Raw genomic sequence first — 22,414 nt, 5'->3', positions numbered from 1 at the left:
TGCAATCCGCATCAAATTTTTTCTTTTATTTATTATTTGCTTTTCGGTTTTTATCATAATTATTAACCGTCTTCAGCATATAATTGAAATTATCTTTTAATTCTGATTCATAGTCCCAATCGTCCATTTCGGTTTTTCCGTGTCCGAGGGAAGTCATATGAATCACTTTATTTTTATCAATCCAAAAACTAACACTCCAACCAACTATATCTTCTGCATTGGACATATTTGTGTAAGTTATACTTTGGCTGGCAAAAACCCTTTCGCCATTCTTCAATAGAAAATAATCGTTGTACAATTCCCACCAATTATTGCTATTTTCTTTCCATTCCCGTGAGATTTTAACAATCTCGTTTCCCTTCTTCTCATATTGGTAATGAATCGTTTTGTTCTTACCTTTTACCTGAAACTGATATTTAGTTATCTTCGAATCTTTATCAATGATTTCAGAATACTTGTTGATATTTTCTACTTCTATCAAATCTGCTTTCGACTGCGAAAATCCCAAGCCGAAAACCAAAATAAATAGTAAGAAGAAAATTTTCAGTTTCATATTTCTACTTTTTCAATATTGGGAAGCCATTCCATGATCGGGTCATAAAGTGTATCAATATTTCCCGCTCCGACTGTCAATAAAATATCAAAGTCTCTCTTTTTTATATTTTCAAAAGTCTCCTGCAATGTGCAGACTTCTTTATTTTCTATTTCAATTTTTTCAGCTAACCAAGTTGATGTGATGCCTTCAAAATTTTCCTGAAGTTCTCTTGCAGGATAAATATCCAACAACAACAAGCCATCTCCATTTTCCAGACTTCTTGCAAAATCTTCTGCAAAATCTCTTGTTCTGCTAAAAAGATGAGGTTGGAAAACCACCAACAATTTCTTGGTTGGATAAAAGGTTTTTATCGAACCAATGACTGCATTCAGTTCCGTTGGATGATGCGCATAATCATCGATATAGATTTTTCCGTTATCGAAAATATGTTTCGTATATCTTCTCTTGATACCTTTGAAGCTTGCAATTGCTTTTTTCAAAGTATCGAAATCAACGCCCAAATTGCTCAGAATTGCCAAAGCAACAGTTGCATTTTCAACATTATGAATTCCCGGAATTTCCCAAACAAAATCTTCAACCTCCTGCGTTGGCGTATGAAAATCGAAATAGATTTTATCGTGATCCATTCTCAGATTATCAGAGTAATAATCCGCTTCCTCGTTCACAGCATAAGTCTTGTGTTCTCTTCCAATCGCAATTCCTTTTCTCACAAACAACTGATTGTCATTTGGAACCAAAGCTGCAAACTGTCGGAAACCATCTTCTATCTGAACTCTGTCTCCATAAATATCCAAATGGTCAGCATCAATCGATGTTACAACTGCCCAATCCGGTGAAAGGTTTAAGAAGCTTCTGTCATATTCATCGGCTTCGACTACGGAAAACTGGTTGCCGTTGTAGTCGAAATTGGATTTGAAATTCTCAGAAATGCCACCTAAAAATGCTGATGATGGAAGATTAGCTTCTTTACAAAGATGTGCTATCAATGTAGAAGTTGTTGTCTTTCCGTGCGTTCCAGCAACGGCGATGCAATCTGTATTTTCGGTAATCAGTCCCAAAACTTTTGCACGTTTCAGGATTTCAAAACTTTCACTTGCGAAATAATCCAGAATTCCGAGTTTCTTAATTGCAGGCGTATAAATAACCAATGTTGATTCTTTATCCAACGCTACAATTTTTTCATCAATGACATCTTCAAACGTAATATCTATGCCTTCAAAACCGATTTGAGCCGTCAGTTTTGTTGGTGTTTTATCATAACCCAAAACATTTTTGCCGTTAGCGTGAAAATATCTCGCCAGCGCACTCATTCCAATCCCACCGATGCCGATGAAATAGAAGTTTTGATATTTATTTAAGATGCTCATTATTAATTGTTATTTTCGAAAATTAATACGAATTACAGGTTTGGGTGTGCTTACTAAATTAACTTTATATATAAAATCTTTATCCCTATAAAGAGAAACGACAGCATATTTCACAGTATCATTTTTTTCATATTTTGCATCAAAAACCATATAATCCATAAAATCTTTAGGAGAATTTGGAGTGATTGCTCTATTAAATTTTCCTATCGTAATTGTACCCGTCTTTTTGGATAATTCTTCACAAAATTTCTTTAAGTTTTCAGGCCCAAAATCTTTTTTGGTATTTACGTCTATGTCAAATCCTTGAATTTCAGAATAATCTTTGTTTGAACATTTTCCGAAAACTTGTTCTGCAAATCCTTTTGCTTTATTAATTCTTTCTTGTGTTGCAAATTTTTCTGGCGTACGCTTATAAAAATCTGAAGCACAGCTACAGAAAAATGTTAAAGACATTATCCAAAAAAGATTTTTCATCATTTGTTTTGTGTTATTTATTTATCACTTTTATAATCTCATCTACAATTCCTTCTGCTGCTTTTGGTTTTGCAAAAAATTCCAGTTTGGCTGACATTTCTTTTCTTAGGTTTTCGTTCTCACAGATTTCTGAAAGTGTAGTCCAGAATTTATCCTTCATCTCAGAATCTTTTACCATTCTCGCCGCATTTTTCTCCACCAAGGTCAAAGCGTTTTTGGTTTGATGGTCTTCCGCCGCAAATGGAAACGGAACTAATAAAACCGGTTTTTTTGCAACTGCCAGTTCTGAAATCGCAATTGCTCCGGCTCTGGAAACAATCACATCTGCCGCCGAATAAGCCATAGCCATATCGGAGATGAATTCCTTAATTTGGATGGAAGCTGGAGGTTGAATGCTGGAAGTTATTTCAGCAAAATCCGTCTTTCCTGTTTGCCAGATTAACTGATAATCTTTCTCTCTCAGTTTATCAAAATTATCTTTCCAGCCGTTGTTCAAGGTTCTGGAACCTAGTGAACCGCCAACTGAAAGAATCGTTAATTTATTTTTATCTAAACTTAATTTTTCCTTAGCCAAATCTTTATCAATCAAATCTGTGATGATATTCTGACGGATAGGATTGCCTAAGAAATAAGTTTTCGTTCCGTGGAAAAATTGTTCCATATCCGGATAAGCCGTAAAAACTGCTTTTGCTTTTTTCGCATTGAAAACATTCGTCTTTCCTGGCAACGAATTCTGCTCCTGAATAAAAGTCGGAATTCCCATTTTCGCCGCAATATACAAAGCCGGTCCGCTCGCAAAACCGCCAGTTCCAACCGCAAAATCCGGTTTGAAATCTTTGATGATTTTCTTAGCTTTCATCAGGCTGGAAATGATTTTGAAAGGAAGCCCGATATTCTTCAGAAGATTACCTCTGTCAAACCCGGCGATATTCAATCCTTCGATTTTGAATCCGGATTGAGGAACCTTTTCCATTTCCATTTTTCCGTTCGCACCAATGAACAAAAACTCTGCATCGGGAAATCTTTTCTGGATTTCCTGAGCAATCGCAACCGCAGGAAAGATGTGTCCACCAGTTCCTCCGCCGCTCATTAGTATTTTTAGTTTTTTGCTCATTTATGCGATATCATTTATTTCTTCAATACTTTGTCTTTTGCCCAAACCTTCTTCATCGAAAACCTGAATTCTGGAACTTACATTCAAAATAATTCCTAATTGAATATAGGTTACCAACATCGACGTTCCTCCATAACTTATCAATGGTAAAGGCTGACCTGTTACCGGAATCAAATTCACAGCAACAGCAATGTTTACTGACAATTGAACAAAAATCATCAGTCCAATGGCGAGCACCAGCAATGACCCAAAAAAAGCGGGCATTTTACTGGCTATCATTACAATCCTGATAATCATTATCATATAAAGGCTAATCAAAACAAACGCTCCAATCCAGCCGTATTCTTCCACAATAATTGCGAAAATAAAATCGGAAACCGATTGTGGTAATGTCTGCTTCAAAGCACTTTTCCCAGGTCCAATTCCGTTGAATCCACCGTGAACAATAGCCGCTTTTGCCTGCATCACCTGATAGTTTTTTGCCTTGATACTTTCATCCTCAACATCAGCTGTTTTCTTGGAACTCGTGAAGGTTTCGATACGGCTCATCCAGGTATGAACCCGGTTTCCTCCGATTAAATTCGTATTCAAAGCAATGACTAAAAACATTACAACAAAAACAACAGCAACCGAGATAAACCCCGCTACATATTGCCAAGCCAATTGTCCTATAATCAGAATGATAATTGAAACCATCATAATCATCAATGCTGTGGAACCGTTGTCTTTTGCAACCAATCCGAACACAATTAGAATTGGTCCGAATATGTAAATGATGTTCTCAATTGGAACTCTTTCCCTTTTGATTTTCTTAGTCAAATATCTGCACAGATAAATAATCAGCATCAAATAAGCAAACGACGATGGCTGAAAAGAAATTGGTGTTCCTGGGATTTTCAACCAACGCGAAGCACTTGCTCCTTCAATCTTTTGTCCTGTGAACATTGTTATCAGCAATAATCCAATCGTGAACAAGAGAAGAATGGAACTCAGTTTTCCGATGTATTCGTACTTGACTGTTCCTACGAAACGCATAATTCCCAAACCAATGAATACGAAAACGATATGCTTGAAAACGTGACCAGTTGTAGTCCCGTTGTTCACGATATATTCCAGATTCGAACTTGCGGAATAAACCGGAAATACGGAAAGGAAGGAAATCAAAATGATAACCGACCAAAGGACTTTGTCGCCTTTCAGTAGCTCGAATCTGTTTTCTGTAGTTTGTTCGCTCATTATAAGTTTTGGCTAAAGCCAAATTTTTTCTTTAATATTTCAGAATGGGCTAAAGCCCAATCCTATTGATGTCTAAAATTTTATTTTCAATTGCGTCCGGCTTTAGCCTGATGTTTCTTATCATTATCACATTGGCTTTAGCCAAAACTTATTTTTCTTTTGAATTAAAATTATATTTTGAAATAAATTCTTCATATTCCTCAGAAAAACTTCTTGTTAAATGATGTTTTTCTTGATTAATAATATAATTTCTGACTTTCTCTATCATCGATTCTGAAACAGAAACGGCAAAATATTCATCTTGCCAAGCAAACTTCTCTTTGGTCAGATTATTCTTATTAATCCAAAATGAAGATTCTCCTTTTATCAATTGTACAACTTTCTCTATTGTCTGGTTTGTTGACAAAGAAATTAAACAATGACAATGGTCTGAATATCCATTTACAACATCTATAAAAATTTCTTTTTCATTTGCATTTTGTTTTATGTGTTTCCATACATTGATTCTCAAATTTTTGGAATTGAGAAAAGGAATTCTGTTTTTTGTACTCCAAACAATGTGTATGTAAACTTTTACAAATGGCATTTTTTATTTTGGCTAAAGCCAATTTGTTCGTTTATTTTTAGAACGGGCTAAAGCCCAATCCTGTTGATAATTCTAATTCTTAATTGTCAATTCTTCTAAAACTTCTTTTTTGAATTGATTTCCACGGTCTTCATAACCATTGAACAAATCAAAACTTGCGCAACAAGGCGACAATAAAACTACGTCTCCTTTTTCTGCAATTGATTTAGAAACCTCTACCGCTTTTTGCATACTGGAAGTGTCATAAATCTGTGTTTTCTTGTCTTTGAAGAACTCAATAATCTTAGAATTATCAATTCCTAAGCAAACAATTGCTTTTACTTTTTTCTTAACTAATTCTTCGATTTCAGTATAATCATTTCCTTTGTCTTTTCCGCCAACAATCCAAACCACCGGCTGTTTCATACTTTCCAAAGCGAAGTAAGTCGCATTCACGTTTGTTGCCTTACTGTCGTTGATGAACTTTACACCTCTGATTTCAGCCACTGGCTCCAATCTGTGCTCAACCGCCTGGAATGTCATCAATGAATGTCTGATACTTTCATTACTGATTTCCAATAACTTTCCAGCGATACTTGCTGCCAGGCTATTTGCTACATTATGTTTTCCAACCAATGACAGTTCGTCAATATTCATTGTGAATCCTTCATTGATATTGACTACAAAATTTTCATCAATCGAGAAAGCACCTTTTTCCAATTTTTCATCTAATGAGAATGGAACTTTTGTCACTTTCAAATCCAATTTTTCAAGAATCGATTTGCTCATTTCGTCATCTTTGTTATAGATAAAAAAATTATTAGCATCCTGATTTTCAGCAATTCTGAACTTTGCCAATGCATATTCTTCATAATTATAATTGTATTGGTCAAGATGGTCCTTAGACAAATTCAACAACAATGAAATGTAGGGTCTGAAATTCTGAATATCATCCAACTGAAAGCTGCTCACTTCCAATACATAATAATCAAAACTCTCTTCAGCCACCTGTTTTGCAAAGCTCTTCCCTATGTTTCCACCCAATCCGACATTGAAACCGTCTTCTTTCAGGATGTAATAAATCAAAGACGTTGTCGTCGTTTTCCCGTTACTTCCTGTAATCGCAATGATTTTTGCATTGGTAAATTCCGATGCAAATTCAATCTCAGAAGATAACCGGATTCCTTTCTCCTGAATCTTCTGAACCATTTCTGCCTTCTTTGGAATTCCGGGGCTTTTGATGACCCAATCGGCATTCAGAATTTTTTCTTCAGAATGTATTCCGTCTTCATAATCAATCCCTAGTTCGTCCAGTTCTTTTTTGTAATTCTCACGGATAATTCCCATATCCGAAAGAAAGACATCAAAGCCTTTGGCTTTTGCCAAATACGCGGCACCAACACCGCTTTCACCTCCTCCAAGTATTACTACTCTCATTTATGATTATTAGTTTTTATCTAGTTTTTAAAGTAATTAAACAAATAATTGCCAGCATTACACCTATGATTATCATTCGGTTTACGATTTTGCTCTCGTGAAACCCTTCTTTCTGATAATGGTGATGTAATGGAGACATTTTGAATAATCTATTGTTTTGAGCATATTCCAGCCCATATTTTCTTTTTCTGTATTTGAAAACCATTACCTGCAGAATCACTGAAAGATTTTCGATAAGGAACACGCCGCATAAAACGGGAATTAATAATTCTTTCCTTAGAATGATTGCTAAAACGGCTATTACACCTCCCAACATTAAACTTCCTGTATCGCCCATAAAAATCTGCGCCGGATAAGTGTTGTACCAGAAAAATCCTATTACCGCTCCAACCAATGCAAGCGCAAAAATCGTCGTCTCGCCCATATGCGGAAGAAACATAATATTCAGATAGTCTGCGAAAATCATATTTCCGGAAACGTAAGCAAAAAATGCTAAAGTCAATAGAATCACTGTACTTGTCCCTGCAGCTAATCCGTCAATTCCATCCGTGATATTTGCACCGTTAGAAACTGCTGTTACAATGAAAATTACAATCGGGATGAAAACGATCCAAGCCCATTCGTGCGCTTTTGCATCATCCATCCAGAATAAAATCCCACTGTAATCGAACTCGTTATTTTTTGTAAAAGGAACCGTGGAAACCGGAATTTTTTCGTCCGGCATAAAATTCTGTTCTACATTATTTCTGTTGATAACCGTTGCGTCTGCATATTTTCTCTTAACCTCAACATCAGGATGGAAATACATTGTAACTCCGACAATTAAGCCTAACCCAACTTGCCCAATCACTTTGAATTTCCCACTTAATCCGTCTTTATTTTTCTTAACTTTTTTGAGATAATCGTCTAAAAATCCAATGGCTCCCATCCACAAAACCGAAATAATCAAAAGGACAATATAGATATTGGTGATTCGGGTGAATAACAAAACCGGAATGATGGTCGCCAAAATGATAATCAAACCTCCCATTGTCGGCGTTCCTTCTTTCTGCTTCTGTCCTTCAAGACCAAGGTCTCTTACCAATTCTCCCATTTGTCTTCTTCTCAGGAAATTGATGATCCTTTTTCCGTAAGCCATCGCAATAATCAGCGAAAACAAAACTGCCATCGCCGCACGGAACGAAATGTATTTGAACAAGTTCATTCCCGGAACGTGGATTCCGTGGCTGGAAAGATATTCGTATAGGTAATAAAGCATATTTTGTTATTTTCCCATTAATTGTAATAATTCCCTAATCGTTTCTTTGTCATCAAAATGATGTTTCACTCCATTGATTTCCTGATATGTTTCGTGCCCTTTTCCAGCTACAACAACAATATCTTTTGGTTCAGCAAATTTGATGGCCATTTTTATAGCTTCTCTTCTGTCAGGAATCGAAGTGTATTTGCTAAAATTCTGTGGTTGAACACCAGCTTCTATTTCTTTGATAATCTGTATCGGGTCTTCCGTTCTTGGATTGTCAGAAGTGATGATTGCCAAAGTCGATTTTTTGGTAGCGATGTCGCCCATTTCCGGACGTTTGGTTTTGTCTCTGTCGCCTCCACAACCGAAAACACAAATCAATCTTTCGTTTTTGGTTCTGATTTCGTTGATGCTATCCAACACATTTTCCAATGCATCCGGCGTGTGCGAATAATCCACCACGAAGAAAATTCCGCTGTCGGATTTTATCGTTTCGAATCTTCCGTTCACCCTTTGAAGCACTGAAATCGCCTGAAGAACTTCTGTTTCGTCCATTCCTAATTCCAAAGCAATTCCATAAGCTAAAAGCAAATTATAAGCATTGAATTTTCCCGTCAAAGTTGTCCAGAATTCTTTGTTATTGAAGTTCAGCAACATCCCATTGAAGTCAATTTCTAGAACTTTTCCGTGAAAATCTGCCATTGTTTTCAAAGCAAATGTCTTCTTTTTCGCTTTGGTATTCTGTAACATTACCAATCCGTTTTTGTCATCAGCATTTGTAATTGCAACCGCTGAATCTTCCAACTCGTCAAAGAATCTCTTCTTAGCGTAGATATAATTTTGGAAAGTCTTATGATAATCCAAATGGTCATGCGTGATATTCGTAAAACCGGCAATTTTAAAATGCAAACCTTCGATTCTATCTTGGGAAATTCCGTGAGAACTTACTTCCATAAAGGCATATTCACATCCGATTTCAACAGCTTTTGCCAGTATTTGATTCAATCGAATTACGTCTGGCGTTGTGTGTGTAGAAGGAATAATCTCATCTCCGATTCTATATTCAACAGTTGAAATTAAAACGGATTGATAACCCAGATTTTTGAAAATATCAAATAACAATGTCGTTACAGAAGTTTTTCCATTAGTTCCGGTAACGCCGATTAGATTTAATTTTTGAGAAGGATTTCCGTAAAAATTAGAAGCTAAATGTCCTAAAGTTTTGGAAGAATCCTTAACTCTTAAATAAGTTATTTCATCATTAATTTCTGAAGGTAAGTCCTCGCAAACAATCACTCTTGCACCTTTTTCAATGCTTTGATTGATGTATGAATGTCCATCTGAAACAGTTCCTTTCAGTGCAACATACAAAGAATTTTCAACAACTTTTCTGCTGTCAAAAACCAATTCCGAAACCTCTCTTTCAAGAGTTCCGATGGCTTCTAAAACTGTAATCCTTTGTAATAAATTTTGTAATATCATTTAACCAATATTTCGGTGCTTCGCACCTCATTGTTATTATAATTCGTTTTTATTTCTACCAACATACGCGACTTCGTCGCTTTTTTAGTTTTGAAGATTCAAATAAATCTTTTGGTTCTTTCCAATAGTCGCTCCTTCTGCAGGAAATTGTCCCATAATTTTTCCAACACCTTTATAATCTACTCTGTAACCCAGATTTTCAAGCTGAGGAATCACATTCTTTCCAATCATTCCAACCAAATTCGGCATCGAATCTCTTGTGACATTCACCTTTACATTTGGTGCAGTCATTTTATTAAGGTTAACTTTATGTTCAACCAAAAGATCTTTCTCAACATTCAGAGGCGTTTTCAAGAATGTCTTTCCAGCAATCTCTTTGAAAACCGGCGCAGAAACCGTTCCTCCGTAAAATCCTTTTGAAGGATCAGGCTGATTCACAACTACGATACACGTATATTTCGGATTATCAGCCGGATAAAATCCTGCAAATGACGCCTGATACTTCATTGGTCCAGCTTTCCAATATTCGAATCTTGCCGTTCCCGTTTTACCCGCAATTTTAAGATTCGGAGTATAGATACTTTTTGCTGTTCCTTTTTCAACCGCTTTTGTCAAAGCGTGCGTCATCATCGTAATCGCTTTATCCGAAGCCATTTTTTTAACCATGATTTCAGGATTGGCTTCGTAAAGAACCTTACCATCTTTCATTATTTTATCAATGAAAAGCGGTTTTACCATTTTCCCTTTATTCGCAATTCCATTATAGAAAGCAACCAATTGTAATAATGGAAAGCTTGAAGAATATCCATAACCCAACGAAGCCAAAGTCGCTTTGTTCCAACGTTTGCTTTGAGGTGTCTGAATCGATGGTTTTGCAATTCCTGGAAGTTCGATTTGCATTTTATCAAACATCTTCCATTTTTTAAGATGGTCTATGAAAACTTCCGGCTTATCAGCGTAATGTTGCGTAATTATTTTAGCCGCTCCAACATTACTTGATTTCGCCAAGACATCACTTACATCATAAGTTCCGCCGCCGTGACCATCTGTGATTCTTTGTCCTGCGTAAGTCCAGATTCCGTTTCCGATGTTGACTTTCGTATTTTCATCAATAAAACCATCGTCCATCGCTGCCAAAAGTGACACTGTTTTGAATGTAGAACCTGGCTCCTGCGCATCTTTCACAGTATAATTGTAAGCATCAACATAGATTCCCGGATCAGTTCTTCTAAGATTAACCATCGCACGGATTTTCCCAGTTTCAACTTCCATTACAACAACACTTCCGTGATTCGCATCGAATTTGATGAGTTGATTTTCCAATGCGGAATGTGCAATATCTTGAATCCTCAAATCCAAAGTTGTATAAACGTCTTGTCCATCAACAGGCTCCTGAACCTTCCAGTAATCGATTGGTTTCCATTGTGTAGAAGTGATTTTTTGCTCCAATCTTTTTCCGTCAATTCCGGTTAAGAATTTACTAAAAGCACCTTCCAAACCAGATTTTGATTCGCCATTATCAGCTCCGATGGTTCCGGCTCCGATTTGCGTTGTTGCCAATTCTCTTCGGAAATTTCTTTCTACGATGAAACCTCCTTTATTTTTACCTTTTTTGAAAATCGGAAACTCACGGATTCTATCATACTCATCGAAGTCCAAACCTTTCGCTAAAAGATAATATTGATTATTTTTCTTGTTTTGTGCATCCAATTTCGCTCTGAAATAACTTCTCGGCTTATCGAACATTTTACTAAGAGAATCTGTCAAAGCACCAATATTATTGGAGTAAATCGTATCTCTCATTGATTTGAAATCTAGATAGATATCATAACGCATCACCGTTGTTGCCAAGATAGAACCATCGGAAGCGAAAAGATTTCCACGAGCTGCTTTCAAGGTTGCTTCTCGGTAATTTTTGCTGATGTAATTATTTTCGAATTCTTCAACATTGGTATTCTGAAGAATCATAATTCTACCCAAAAAGATAACAAACAAAATGAAAGCTCCCAAAACAAAAAGGTAGCCCCACTTCAACGCATTGGAACGTTTTTTTTCGTAATTGTTATTTGGCTGCTTTATCATCTGTGCTATCTACTTTTATCAATAATTTCATCGGGTGGCTTTCCAAACTCACCAAAGAATCCTGAACCATTTCTTTTCCCAGTTCGGATTCCATTCTTATTTTTATCAGCCTACTTTGTGCGTAAGCGTTTCTGGATTTATATTCTTCCGTTTCTTCTTTAAGCTTGTTAACGTGTTCTATTTTTTTATTAACCAAGTGATTACTATAAATCATCACCATCAACAATCCGAAAATGAACAGAAAATATTTGTAATGGGCTTTGACCTCATCACGGTTAAGAAAATTCCCTTTTATGATGTCCATAAAAGTGAGTTTCTTTTTCTGCTTATTATAGGTTGTCTGCTTTGCCACGTTTTTATAATTGATAAGTGATGAATGGTAATTGATAATCATTTATCGCCTATCATTTATGATTTATAACTTTGTTCCAATTCTCATTTTTGCGCTTCGCGCTCTTGAGTTTTCTTCAATTTCTTTATTGTCCGGAATGATCGCTTTGGTTTGCAACAAATCAAATGCTTTGGCATAATTCCCGTAGATATCACGCTGAGGTTCACCTTCAAACATTCCGTTTTTTAGGAAACGTTTTACCAATCTATCTTCTAAAGAATGGTAAGAAATCACTACTAATCTTCCTTCAACTTTTAAAATCTTGTAAGATTGAACCAACATTTCCTTTAAGACCTCCAATTCCTGATTTACTTCAATTCGGATTGCCTGAAAAACCTGAGCAAAAAATTTATTCTGTTTAAATGCAGGAATATAATTGAAGAGATTTTTCAAATCCTCAGTCGTATTGATTTTCTTGGTTTTTCTGTGATGAACTATTTCTCTTGCCAATTTTCGAGATTCTCTCAATTCCCCATATTGGTAAAAGATATTAGCGAGGTCTTCTTCTTCGTAATCGTTGATGATTTTCTTCGCATCAAGGCCTTGCAATACATTCATTCTCATATCAAGCGGCGCATTGCTCCTTGTGGAAAATCCACGTTCCGCTTCATCAAACTGATGAGAAGAAACGCCCAAGTCTGCCAAAATCCCATCAACTTGAGAAATTCCATAAGCCAGCATCGAGTTTTCCAAAAATCTAAAATTCTGATTCACTAAAGTAAATCTCGGGTCATCAATCGTATTTTTCAACGCATCCAAATCTTGATCAAAAGAAAACAACTTTCCCTTGTCGGAAAGCCTGCTCAAAATCTCTCTTGAGTGACCACCTCCACCAAAAGTGCAGTCCACATAAATCCCGTCCGGATTGGTTACCAGAGCGTCGACACTTTGTTTTAATAAGACAGGATTGTGATACATTGTTTTATTATTGATGAATGATGATTGATAATGATTTAATAATTCGGGTTTAAAAACCTATTAATTATTCTTAGTTATTAATTTGATTCTTCGGAATCAAGATTTCCCATTACATCTTCCGCAAGACTAGCGAAATCAGACTCACTGACCGAGATAACCTGTTCATAAGAATCTTTATCCCAAATCTCGAACAATTCGCCAGCGCTTGTAATCACGATATCTTTTCCAAGATTTGCAAATTGTGTTAAATCCTTACTGATTTGCAAACGACCAACGTTATCCAACTCTGCAGTTTTAACTCCAGCCGTAAACATCCTGATGAAATCTGCATTTTTTTTCACAAATCGGTTCAGACCGTTTATTTTTGCCATCAGTTTTTCCCAAGGCTTCATTGGATAAACCTCAAGACACTTCTGAAACACCGAACGCTTGATTACAAATGGCTCATCTGCAAAATGTTCCATCTGCTTCGTAAGCGAAGCAGGCAGTTTGACGCGCCCTTTGTCATCTATTTTACACTCGTATGTTCCAATGAAGTTTTTCATTTGGAGCAAATTTATATAAAAATCTACCACATTTTACCACTTTCACCCACTTTTATACTTAATGTTTATAACTTTTTGTTTTCACAGCTTTGTTGGCTAATGATTTGATAACAAATCAATTAAAATGAAATATTGCGAAAAGCCTTACCATAAAGCATTTGCAATGAATGATTTAAAAAATTCGGTTAGAAAAGTTTCATTATTTAAAATGGTTCTAAACCAAAATCATAAATGAGTATATTTGTTATATGAATTATTTAGAAGCACTTAACTGGCGATATTCTGTAAAAAAATTTGATGGGAGGAAGATTTCATCAGAGAAGTTAAATAATATCTTGGAAGCTGGAAGATTGTCTGTCAGTTCTTTAGGACTTCAGCCGTATCATCTTTTGGTGGTTGAGAATGATGAAACGATTCAGAAATTGATTCCGGCATTTTATAATCCATCTCAGATATCAACTTGCTCGCATTTGGTTGCTTTGGTTACAAAAACGCATATTAATAAGGAGTATGTTGATAATTATTTCAGTCATATAATTAATGAGCGTGGTGTGACTTTGGAACAATTGTCTGCTTTTAGAAATAATATCAATCTTTTCTTAGAAAATTACACTCAGAAAGAACTGGAAAGCTGGTCCGAAAAACAGAGCTATATTGTTTTGGGTTCATTGATAATGGCTTCTGCCGAAGAAGAAATCGACACTTGCCCAATGGAAGGCTTCAAATCTGAAATCATAGAAAATGTTCTAAAAATTGATAAAGAACACGAAAAAATTGCGGTTGTTCTGGCGCTTGGCTACAGAGCGGAAGATGATATTTTTCAGAATTTCAAAAAAGTGAGAAAACCTGCGGATAAGTTCATCAAATTTCTGTAATTTTAATCTTTAATTCAATTAAAATGAATGCAATCAGACAAATCGTTGAGGTGAAAAATCATAAACTGAGCATAGAACTTCCAGAAAATTTTGATGCTGAATATGCTGAGGTTATCATTTTTCCGAAAGAAGAAGAATTTGATTTTGAAATTTCTGAGGAGGAAAAAGAATTGATGCGTGAAAGAGTCAGAAATGCAAAGCCTGAAGACTTTGTAGCTTGGCGTGCCATTCGTGGAGAATATCTGTAATGTTTGTCGTACTACTTACAAAAGAAGCTTGGGAAGATTTGGATGAAGTCAATGATTTTTATTCAAATATTTCTTTTGAGCTTGGAAACAAATTCATTCACAATTTTGATGAATGTCTTTTACAATTAGAAAACATTCCTTTTTTTCAAATTCGATATGATGAAATTAGAATTAGGCAAGTAAGAAAATTCCCGATTCTCCTGCATTATATTCTTTATGAATCTACAAAAACAGTAGTTGTTTTTGGTATTCGTTTTGCCAAATCCAATCCTGACAATTATCCAAAGATTTAATGTCTTTAATAATCCTACAATTTCAAAATTAAAATGATAAAAACAGACGTTCTTGTAATCGGTTCCGGAATTTCGGGCTTATCTTATGCCATCAAAATTTCCGAACAATTACCAGAAACCAAAATAACAATCGTTACAAAATCCAACGAGGACGAAAGTAATACCAAATATGCACAAGGCGGATTGGCAGTTGTAACAGATTTTTCTAAAGATAATTTTCAAAAACACATAGACGATACTTTGCGTGCCGGAGATTACATCAATGACCCTGAGATTGTAAAAATTGTTGTTGAGGAAGCACCTCTTAGATTCAATGAAATCGTTGAATGGGGTGCAAAATTTGACCAGGAAAAAGGTCAATATTCTCTAGGAAGAGAAGGTGGACATACGGAAAACAGAATTGTACACCACAAAGATATTACAGGTTTCGAAATCGAAAGAGCACTTTTGGAAACTGTTAGAAACTCTCCAAATATTGAGATTCTTCCGCACCATTATGTCATCGATTTGATAACTCAGCATCACGTTCCTGGAAAAGAATTGGACAAAGGAAATATCAATGCTTATGGTGCATATATTCTTGATGAACAGAATAAGAAAATCAAAAAAATCACTTCGAAAATTACCTTAGTTGCAACTGGAGGCGCTGGTCACGTTTATAAAAACACGACCAACCCAATTATTGCAACAGGAGACGGAATTGCCTTTGTCCACAGAGCGCAAGGCAAAGTTTCGAATATGCAATATTATCAATTCCATCCAACGGCGATGTATTCCAAACGAGACGGAATGTTGTTCTTGATTTCTGAAGCCGTTCGTGGCGACGGTGCAAAACTTCGTACAAAATCAGGTAAACCTTTTATGCAAAAATATGATGAGCGTGAAGAATTGGCTTCACGTGACATCGTTGCAAGAGCTATTGATAACGAATTGAAAATCAGCGGAGATGATTTTGTAGGTTTAGATTGCCGAGAAATGGATAGAGAAAAATTTTTGCATCATTTCCCAAATATCTATCAAAAATGTATGGAAGAAGGAATTGACCCTTTCAAAGAATTGATCCCCGTAGTTCCGGCTTGCCATTATCTGATGGGTGGAATTGAAACTGATAAAAACGGACAATCTTCTATCAAAAATCTTTTTGCGGTTGGAGAATGCACCAATTCCGGACTTCACGGCGCAAATAGATTAGCTTCAAATTCTTTATTAGAAGGTTTGGTTTTTGGTCATAATGCGGCGATGAAAACGGTTGAATTGCTGAAAGAAAATGATTTCAATTTCGATGATTTGAAAGCAGTTCCAGAGTGGAACGAGGAAGGAATGAAAATGATGGACGAAATGGTTCTCGTAACATATCTCAGGAAACAGCTTCAGGAGATGATGAGTGACCTGGTTGCGATTGTAAGAAGCAATGCAAGATTGGAATTAGCCAAGAAAAAGCAGCGCGAAATCTACGAAGCCGTAACAGAACTTTATAATTATTCCATACTTTCACCACAACTTTCGGAGTTGAGAAATCTTGTGAATGTTTCTTATTTGATTATCAAACAATCTTTGGAAATGAAAGAAAATAAAGGTGCTTTTTATAATAAGGATTTGGCTACGAAACCGCTTTTGATCACTGAACAATGAAAACTATTGTCAAGTTTCTTTTGTTGATTATAATTATCATTAACACATCTTGTAATTTTTCAAAACCCCAAGGTGATAAATCTTCAAAGGAACAGGGTGATAATGTAAAATCAGGCAAACCTTTTTTTGACTTTGATGCAGTGGACTATTATTCAAATGATATTGATGAAAACATCGCAATGAATCTATCAAACCTTCAGAATAATTCAGAATTGGATAAATTAAAATATGATTTGATTGTGGGAGAAACCACTGAAAACATCAACAACAATAATTTTACGGATGACCTCATAAAAGTCGGTTTCAAAAAAACCGAGATAGAATCCAAAGATTTTCAAAGCATTACACAATTATTTTCCGAAAGCACTGAAAGAGATGGATTATATTTTACCTGTATTCCGATATTTAGAGATATATTAGTTTTCAAAAAAAATAAAAGAATTATCGGAGCCGCCAAAATTTGTTTCGGCTGTAATCGAAACCAAATCATAGGAACAAAGGCCAATACTAACAATTTTGGTCAGGGAAAAGATTATGAAATGCTTTCATTGATTCTCAACAAATATAAAAATATCAACTAACGCAAAATGAAAAGACCATCTTACGCTAACGATAAAGTTTTAAAGGAATTTATAAAATTGGCTTTAGAAGAAGATATCCAAAATGGCGACCATTCAACATTGTCAACAATTCCCAAAGATTTGGAACAGAAAGCTCAGCTTTTGGTTAAAGAAAACTGCATTTTGGCTGGTGTGGAACTAGCAGAAATTATTTTCAAAACTTTTGATAAAAATCTCATTGTTGAAATCTTTATCAAAGATGGAGAATCCGCTAAGAAAGGTGATGTTGCATTTATCGTTTCTGGAAAAGCCAGATCTATTCTTTCAACAGAACGTTTGGTTCTGAACTGTATGCAAAGAATGAGCGGGATTGCAACAATGACTCACGATTGGGATTCCCGACTGGTTGGAACTAAAACAAAACTTCTTGACACCAGAAAAACAACTCCTAATTTCAGAGTTTGTGAAAAATGGGCAGTGGCAATCGGCGGCGGAACCAATCACAGATATGGACTTTATGACATGATAATGCTGAAAGACAATCATATTGATTATAATGGAAGCATTACTAATGCTGTGAAAATGGCAAAAGATTACGTCAAAAAAAATAAACTAAAACTTAAAATTGAAGTTGAAACCCGTAACCTTGAAGAAGTTGAAGAAGCCGTAAAATCAGGTGCAGACAGAATTATGTTTGACAATATGGATGTCGAGACAATGACTAAAGCTGTAAAGATTGTTAATAAAAAATCAGAAACCGAAGCTTCTGGTGGAATTACACGTGAGGTGTTAAATTCGGTAGCAAAAACTGGTGTTGATTTTATCTCAGCGGGTGCAATTACGCACTCTTCAAGCAATATAGACCTGAGTCTCAAGGCTTTACAAAATTAACAATCTATTAACAGTTTTTGTAATTTTTTTTAAGACTTTTGCGACATAAATCTTAAGAAAATGAAAAAGACTTTAATCGTTGCAATTTTACTTGCCGGTTTTTTCACAGCGTCTGCACAGGTAACAACAAGTAGCGTAAGTGGAGTTGTTACTCAATCTGCTGGTAAAAAAACTGCCGGAGCTAGTATCAAAGCAGTTCACCAACCTTCTGGTACTGTATATTCTGGAGTTTCTAATAGCTCTGGTTATTTCAATTTACCGAATCTTCGTGTTGGAGGTCCTTACACAATTGAAATTACCTATGCTAATTTGAAACCTGTTATATACGAAGATGTATATTTACAATTAGGAGAGCCTTTTGCTGCCGACGCAATGTTGACACAAGAAAATGAAACCTCAATTGAAGCAGTGAAAATTGTTGCTGTAGGAAGAAATTCTAAAAAAAATGGAGCAACAACAGTTGTTGGAAGAAAGCAATTAGAGAGTATGCCTACTCTTAGTAGATCTTTACAAGACTTTACAAGACTTACGCCTCAAGCCAACGGAAACTCTTTTGGAGGAGCAAATAACAGATATAATAACATTACAATTGATGGTGCTGTAAACAACGATGTATTCGGACTGTCCGGTTCTGGAACACCCGGTGGACAAGCTGGTACACAGCCAATTTCCCTTGACGCAATTCAAGAACTTCAGGTAGCACTTGCTCCTTTTGATGTAACACAAGGAAACTTTACCGGAGCAGGAGTAAATGCTGTTACAAGATCTGGAAATAATAAATTTGAAGGTTCATTATATTTCTTTGGAAGAAACGAAAAGACAATTGGTAAAAGTGTAATCACTGGTGAAAAGTCTTCAAAATTCAGTGAAACTCAATACGGTTTCAGAGTTGGAGGCCCATTGATTAAAGATAAATTATTCTTCTTCTTCAACGCAGAATCTGGAAGAAGAACTTCTCCTTTAGCCTTCAATGCTGGCGAAACTGGAACTGCTATGACCAATGATATTGCTCAGCAAATTGCAGATTACACACTTTCAAAATACGGATATGATGTTGGTGGCTACGGTCCTCAAGATATCCAAACTCAAAACAACAAATTTTTTGGTAAAATTGATTGGAACATCAATGACAAGCACCAGCTAGCTATCCGCTATAACTATATTGATGCTTTTGATGACAATTTATCAAGAAGTGCCAATTTCTTTAGATTTGGAAATAACGCTTATAAATTCACGAACAAGCAAAGTGGTTTGGTTGCTGAATTAAGAAGTAACTTCAACAGTAGTTTTTCCAATAACTTAATCTTAGGATATTCATCTATAAAAGATAGTCGTGATACCGCAGGAAGCCCTTTCCCTCAAATCACTATCTTGAATATTGGAAACGTTTCTGGAGCATCTGCAGAATTTGGATCTCAAAGAAGTTCATTTGCTAATGAATTAGACCAAACTATTTTTGAAGTTACTGACAACTTTAAATGGAATGTTGGAAAAAATACTTTCACTTTAGGAACTCACAACGAATTCTTCACTTTTAGAAACTTGTTTATCAATAACCTAAATGGTAGATGGGACTTCAATAGTGTAGCAGATTACTTAAACAATAATCCTGCGAGAGTTAGAGCAACTTATTCTTTAATCCCAGGAGAATCAAGACCAGAAGCTAAGTTCAGCGCTGCCCAGTTAGGATTTTATGCACAAGGAGAATCTGAGGTTTTCAAAAACTTTAGATTAACTTATGGTATTAGATTAGATGTTCCAATCATTGGAGATAAGCCTTTGAGAAATCCAAAGATTGAAGCCGCTTTCCCTGGATACAGAACAGACAATACACCAAGTGGTCAATTGTTATGGGCTCCAAGAGCTGGATTTAATTATAACGTAAACGGAGATAGATCTCTTGTTTTACGTGGAGGTGTTGGGGTGTTCACTGGAAGAGTACCGTTTGTTTGGTTATCTAATCAGTTTACAAACAGCGGAATGTTGTTTGGTACTGTTGATGCAAGAACAACTGCAATCAACGGAGGTAACGGATTTGACCCTAATATTGATAACCAACAGAATATGGGATCTGGATCTACAAGAGCAGAAGTTAACCTTGTAAGTGATGATTTCAAAATCCCTCAAGTATTGAGATTCAACTTAGCGGGAGATTTCAAATTACCTGGAGGAATCAACGCTACTTTGGAAGGTATGCTTTCTAAAACAATGAATAACATTGTATATTCTGACATCAATATATCTGGTAGCAATGGAATTATCAATCCTGCTTTATCAGGAGGTGCAGATATTAGACCTAACTATGCTGGACAAAGAGTGAATGCTACAGACTTCACCAATGTAATTTTATTAAGCAACTCAAGCAGAGGTTATACTTATAGTTTAACAACTCAATTACAAAAATCATTTGGTTTTGGTTTGGACTTGATGGCTGCTTACACTCACGGTCAATCTGCATCAATCAATGATGGTAACAGTAGTACAGCTTTATCAAACTGGGAGTTTACACAAGTTGTAACAAACCCAAATAACCCTGCCCTTGCAAATTCTAATTTTGATATCAGACACAGAACTATTGGAAGTGTTGGTTATAAAATAGAATATGGTAGAAACAAAGCATTCTCAACTGGATTCAGCTTATTCTATGCAGGAACATCTGGATCTCCTTTTACTTATTTGTATAACGGCGATGTGAATGGTGATGGGGCGCTTTCCAATGACCTAATCTATGTACCTAGAAATGCTAGTGAGATTAAATTAGTTGCCTTAACAGGATCTAACCCTGCTACAGTTGCACAACAATGGGCTGCATTGGATGCCTTCATCGAGCAAGATCCTTACTTAAAAACTAGAAGAGGTCAATATGCTGAAAGAAATGGTGCAAGAACGCCTTGGGAACATAGATTTGATTTGAGAATCACTCAGGACTTAGGAGTAACAATAAAAGATAGAGTTCACAGATTCCAATTGACATTTGATATTTTCAACGTAGGGAATCTTCTTAACAAAGAATGGGGCAAAAGCTATTTCGTAAATAATCAAGCTTATCAGTTAATTACTTATACTACTTCTGGTGGCGGAGGATATACTTTCAGAGCTCCAAGTGAAAACAAAGCTTATAATATTTCTGATCTTGCTTCTAGATGGCAGGGACAGGTTGGAATCCGGTACATTTTCTAAATAGTAATATTCTATAATTATAAAGACATTGCGCGATAACTAACTAATAAAAATTAGGGCTCAAGCAATGTCTTTTACTTTTTTAGGTCAAACAGTACCGAATGTATTTGCTTGCTTGTTTTACAAAACATGGGCAGCATCTATAAATTATAGATTCTATTTTTTTTCAATACATATTTAATTTTAACCAAACTACATTTATCATGAAAAAAATCCTATTTTATTTGTTGCATTAATTTTTATCTTTTCTTGTCGTCAAGAAGATATTATAACAACCTCACAATCTGAAAATGAAATAAATCTAAAATTGAATGGTAATAATTTAAAAATTGCTGTAAGAGATGGTAGATATTTCATTAGTGATGATATAATTATAAGTGAAGAGCAATTTCAATTCTTAAAATCATTAGATGGCAGTAATACTGCGGGAAAAAGTAATATTTTTAGAGATTTTGCTAGAAAATGGACTGATGGTGTGGTCCCTTATGAGATTTCTTCAGGATTCCCTAATACAGCAAGAATAATTTCAGCTATTAATCATTTTTCTTCTGATACAGGAGTGAAATTGGTTCCAAGAACAAACCAACAAGATTATATTAAGTTTGTCAGACATGCATCTGAAAGTTCTTCTTATGTTGGTCGTGTAGGTGGTGGACAAATAATCAACATTGCTGATTGGGCAAACCACGGAGTCGTAATGCATGAAATAGCCCATGCTGTGGGAGTATTCCATGAACACCAAAGACCTGACAGAGATGCATATATTTGGGTAGATCCAAGTGTACATAATGATGTAAATTATCAAATTAAGAATTTTTCAGAGGCAAGAACTTTTGGTCCAATGGATTTCAACTCAATAATGATGTATTCATCTAATTCCTATATGCGCTTGCATAGTGGAGAAGGTTGGTATTCACAGAGAGAACAATTTACAACCTCCGATAGAATAGGACTATACTATCTATACCAGCCATTAACATTTAGTTATGGTCAACTTGAAAATGTTATTGAACAAAATACTAATGGCTCTCAGGATATTTATCATGTGCAGTTAAGTTCTAAAGTTAATTTTCATAGAAACTCTTCTCTCAATAGTAACCCAGGCATATCTTATGACATTACTGTAGCTGCTCACTTCAAGCAGATTAATCCTTCAAATCCAAACGGTAGTACTTATGTAGAATATTACACCTTTAATTCCATTACTGGAGGAACAATCTATTGGGAAAGTAGAACAGATACTCATCAAGGATATATGCAGCCTGGACACAACGAAGTTTATCTTGAGAAAGTTATTGTTTCAAATCCTCAATAATTAATAATTT

General features: G+C 35.6%; 21 protein-coding genes. 8 read left to right on the top strand and 13 right to left on the bottom strand.

The genetic code is table 11. The features are described 5' to 3' along the window. Positions 1–25: 25 nt before the first annotated feature. The 13 genes from KI430_RS13755 to mraZ all read right to left on the bottom strand — a co-directional run bounded on the left by KI430_RS13755 (position 26) and on the right by mraZ (position 13,410). Positions 26–553 (bottom strand): hypothetical protein, encoded by a 528-nt coding sequence (locus KI430_RS13755; protein ID WP_248875521.1) that lies wholly within the window; start codon positions 551–553, stop codon positions 26–28. After that, the gene (gene murC, locus KI430_RS13750) at positions 550–1,923 is read right to left on the bottom strand and encodes a UDP-N-acetylmuramate--L-alanine ligase (protein ID WP_248875520.1); all 1,374 of its coding nucleotides are present in this window, start codon (positions 1,921–1,923) and stop codon (positions 550–552) included. The genes KI430_RS13755 and murC overlap by 4 nt, the downstream gene beginning before the upstream one ends. 9 nt (positions 1,924–1,932) lie before the next feature. Next, positions 1,933–2,400: a hypothetical protein gene (locus KI430_RS13745; RefSeq protein WP_248875519.1), complete on the bottom strand. Its 468-nt coding sequence runs from the start codon at positions 2,398–2,400 to the stop codon at positions 1,933–1,935. Positions 2,401–2,410: 10 nt separating this feature from the next. Continuing rightward, on the bottom strand, positions 2,411–3,511 hold the full coding sequence (murG, locus tag KI430_RS13740; protein WP_248875518.1) for an undecaprenyldiphospho-muramoylpentapeptide beta-N-acetylglucosaminyltransferase: 1,101 nt from the start codon (positions 3,509–3,511) through the stop codon (positions 2,411–2,413). After that, complete coding sequence (locus KI430_RS13735; RefSeq protein ID WP_248875517.1) at positions 3,512–4,747, bottom strand: FtsW/RodA/SpoVE family cell cycle protein; 1,236 nt, start codon at positions 4,745–4,747, stop codon at positions 3,512–3,514. A 148-nt stretch (positions 4,748–4,895) separates the two neighbouring features. After that, a complete protein-coding gene (tnpA, locus tag KI430_RS13730) occupies positions 4,896–5,333 on the bottom strand; it encodes an IS200/IS605 family transposase (RefSeq protein WP_248875516.1) in 438 nt (145 codons plus the stop codon). A 72-nt stretch (positions 5,334–5,405) separates the two neighbouring features. After that, a complete protein-coding gene (gene murD, locus KI430_RS13725; RefSeq protein ID WP_248875515.1) occupies positions 5,406–6,749 on the bottom strand; it encodes a UDP-N-acetylmuramoyl-L-alanine--D-glutamate ligase in 1,344 nt (447 codons plus the stop codon). Between the two features lie 16 nt (positions 6,750–6,765). Then, positions 6,766–8,007 carry a phospho-N-acetylmuramoyl-pentapeptide-transferase gene (mraY, locus tag KI430_RS13720; RefSeq protein WP_248875514.1) on the bottom strand — a complete coding sequence of 414 codons (1,242 nt, stop codon included), beginning with the start codon at positions 8,005–8,007 and terminating at the stop codon, positions 6,766–6,768. Positions 8,008–8,013: 6 nt separating this feature from the next. Beyond that, entirely contained in the window at positions 8,014–9,474 is a 1,461-nt protein-coding gene (locus tag KI430_RS13715; RefSeq protein WP_248875513.1) for a UDP-N-acetylmuramoyl-L-alanyl-D-glutamate--2,6-diaminopimelate ligase, read from the bottom strand. Positions 9,475–9,558: 84 nt separating this feature from the next. After that, positions 9,559–11,556 (bottom strand): penicillin-binding transpeptidase domain-containing protein, encoded by a 1,998-nt coding sequence (locus tag KI430_RS13710; protein WP_248875512.1) that lies wholly within the window; start codon positions 11,554–11,556, stop codon positions 9,559–9,561. Continuing rightward, on the bottom strand, positions 11,537–11,908 hold the full coding sequence (locus KI430_RS13705) for an FtsL-like putative cell division protein (protein WP_248878322.1): 372 nt from the start codon (positions 11,906–11,908) through the stop codon (positions 11,537–11,539). The genes KI430_RS13710 and KI430_RS13705 overlap by 20 nt, the downstream gene beginning before the upstream one ends. Positions 11,909–11,971: 63 nt before the next feature. Beyond that, positions 11,972–12,865, bottom strand: a complete 894-nt coding sequence (gene rsmH / locus KI430_RS13700; protein ID WP_248875511.1) for a 16S rRNA (cytosine(1402)-N(4))-methyltransferase RsmH — start codon at positions 12,863–12,865, stop codon at positions 11,972–11,974. 77 nt (positions 12,866–12,942) lie between these two features. After that, the gene (gene mraZ / locus KI430_RS13695) at positions 12,943–13,410 is read right to left on the bottom strand and encodes a division/cell wall cluster transcriptional repressor MraZ (RefSeq protein ID WP_248875510.1); all 468 of its coding nucleotides are present in this window, start codon (positions 13,408–13,410) and stop codon (positions 12,943–12,945) included. Positions 13,411–13,658: 248 nt separating this feature from the next. Between mraZ and KI430_RS13690 the strand changes: the two genes are divergently transcribed. The 8 genes from KI430_RS13690 to KI430_RS13655 all read left to right on the top strand — a co-directional run bounded on the left by KI430_RS13690 (position 13,659) and on the right by KI430_RS13655 (position 22,404). Beyond that, positions 13,659–14,285 (top strand): NAD(P)H-dependent oxidoreductase, encoded by a 627-nt coding sequence (locus KI430_RS13690; RefSeq protein ID WP_248875509.1) that lies wholly within the window; start codon positions 13,659–13,661, stop codon positions 14,283–14,285. Between the two features lie 23 nt (positions 14,286–14,308). Continuing rightward, positions 14,309–14,533 (top strand): hypothetical protein, encoded by a 225-nt coding sequence (locus KI430_RS13685; protein ID WP_248875508.1) that lies wholly within the window; start codon positions 14,309–14,311, stop codon positions 14,531–14,533. Then, positions 14,533–14,826, top strand: coding sequence for a type II toxin-antitoxin system RelE/ParE family toxin (locus tag KI430_RS13680; RefSeq protein WP_248875507.1), 294 nt, complete (start codon positions 14,533–14,535; stop codon positions 14,824–14,826). Before KI430_RS13685 ends, KI430_RS13680 begins: the two co-directional genes overlap by 1 nt. 33 nt (positions 14,827–14,859) lie before the next feature. Further along, positions 14,860–16,458, top strand: coding sequence for an L-aspartate oxidase (gene nadB, locus KI430_RS13675; RefSeq protein ID WP_248875506.1), 1,599 nt, complete (start codon positions 14,860–14,862; stop codon positions 16,456–16,458). Then, positions 16,455–17,039: a hypothetical protein gene (locus tag KI430_RS13670; protein WP_248875505.1), complete on the top strand. Its 585-nt coding sequence runs from the start codon at positions 16,455–16,457 to the stop codon at positions 17,037–17,039. The genes nadB and KI430_RS13670 overlap by 4 nt, the downstream gene beginning before the upstream one ends. 6 nt (positions 17,040–17,045) lie before the next feature. Next, positions 17,046–17,909: a carboxylating nicotinate-nucleotide diphosphorylase gene (nadC, locus tag KI430_RS13665; RefSeq protein WP_248875504.1), complete on the top strand. Its 864-nt coding sequence runs from the start codon at positions 17,046–17,048 to the stop codon at positions 17,907–17,909. Positions 17,910–17,969: 60 nt separating this feature from the next. Further along, positions 17,970–21,089: a carboxypeptidase regulatory-like domain-containing protein gene (locus tag KI430_RS13660; RefSeq protein WP_248875503.1), complete on the top strand. Its 3,120-nt coding sequence runs from the start codon at positions 17,970–17,972 to the stop codon at positions 21,087–21,089. 307 nt (positions 21,090–21,396) lie between these two features. Then, a complete protein-coding gene (locus tag KI430_RS13655; protein ID WP_248875502.1) occupies positions 21,397–22,404 on the top strand; it encodes a M12 family metallopeptidase in 1,008 nt (335 codons plus the stop codon). Positions 22,405–22,414 lie beyond the last annotated feature (10 nt).

This window comes from Epilithonimonas zeae, from assembly GCF_023278365.1.
GTDB classification, from domain to species: domain Bacteria; phylum Bacteroidota; class Bacteroidia; order Flavobacteriales; family Weeksellaceae; genus Epilithonimonas; species Epilithonimonas zeae_A.
This window is presented reverse-complemented; position numbering and strand designations above follow the sequence as displayed.

Coding starts and splice junctions, on each gene's coding strand:
- KI430_RS13755 (WP_248875521.1), bottom strand. CDS start 553: ATGAAACTGAAAATTTTCTTCTTACTATTTATTTTGGTTTTCGGCTTG.
- mraZ (WP_248875510.1), bottom strand. CDS start 13,410: ATGAAAAACTTCATTGGAACATACGAGTGTAAAATAGATGACAAAGGG.
- KI430_RS13710 (WP_248875512.1), bottom strand. CDS start 11,556: ATGATAAAGCAGCCAAATAACAATTACGAAAAAAAACGTTCCAATGCG.
- KI430_RS13670 (WP_248875505.1), top strand. CDS start 16,455: ATGAAAACTATTGTCAAGTTTCTTTTGTTGATTATAATTATCATTAAC.
- KI430_RS13745 (WP_248875519.1), bottom strand. CDS start 2,400: ATGATGAAAAATCTTTTTTGGATAATGTCTTTAACATTTTTCTGTAGC.
- nadC (WP_248875504.1), top strand. CDS start 17,046: ATGAAAAGACCATCTTACGCTAACGATAAAGTTTTAAAGGAATTTATA.
- KI430_RS13690 (WP_248875509.1), top strand. CDS start 13,659: ATGAATTATTTAGAAGCACTTAACTGGCGATATTCTGTAAAAAAATTT.
- KI430_RS13680 (WP_248875507.1), top strand. CDS start 14,533: ATGTTTGTCGTACTACTTACAAAAGAAGCTTGGGAAGATTTGGATGAA.
- murD (WP_248875515.1), bottom strand. CDS start 6,749: ATGAGAGTAGTAATACTTGGAGGAGGTGAAAGCGGTGTTGGTGCCGCG.
- KI430_RS13735 (WP_248875517.1), bottom strand. CDS start 4,747: ATGAGCGAACAAACTACAGAAAACAGATTCGAGCTACTGAAAGGCGAC.
- KI430_RS13685 (WP_248875508.1), top strand. CDS start 14,309: ATGAATGCAATCAGACAAATCGTTGAGGTGAAAAATCATAAACTGAGC.
- tnpA (WP_248875516.1), bottom strand. CDS start 5,333: ATGCCATTTGTAAAAGTTTACATACACATTGTTTGGAGTACAAAAAAC.
- mraY (WP_248875514.1), bottom strand. CDS start 8,007: ATGCTTTATTACCTATACGAATATCTTTCCAGCCACGGAATCCACGTT.
- KI430_RS13715 (WP_248875513.1), bottom strand. CDS start 9,474: ATGATATTACAAAATTTATTACAAAGGATTACAGTTTTAGAAGCCATC.
- murC (WP_248875520.1), bottom strand. CDS start 1,923: ATGAGCATCTTAAATAAATATCAAAACTTCTATTTCATCGGCATCGGT.
- murG (WP_248875518.1), bottom strand. CDS start 3,511: ATGAGCAAAAAACTAAAAATACTAATGAGCGGCGGAGGAACTGGTGGA.
- KI430_RS13660 (WP_248875503.1), top strand. CDS start 17,970: ATGAAAAAGACTTTAATCGTTGCAATTTTACTTGCCGGTTTTTTCACA.
- nadB (WP_248875506.1), top strand. CDS start 14,860: ATGATAAAAACAGACGTTCTTGTAATCGGTTCCGGAATTTCGGGCTTA.
- rsmH (WP_248875511.1), bottom strand. CDS start 12,865: ATGTATCACAATCCTGTCTTATTAAAACAAAGTGTCGACGCTCTGGTA.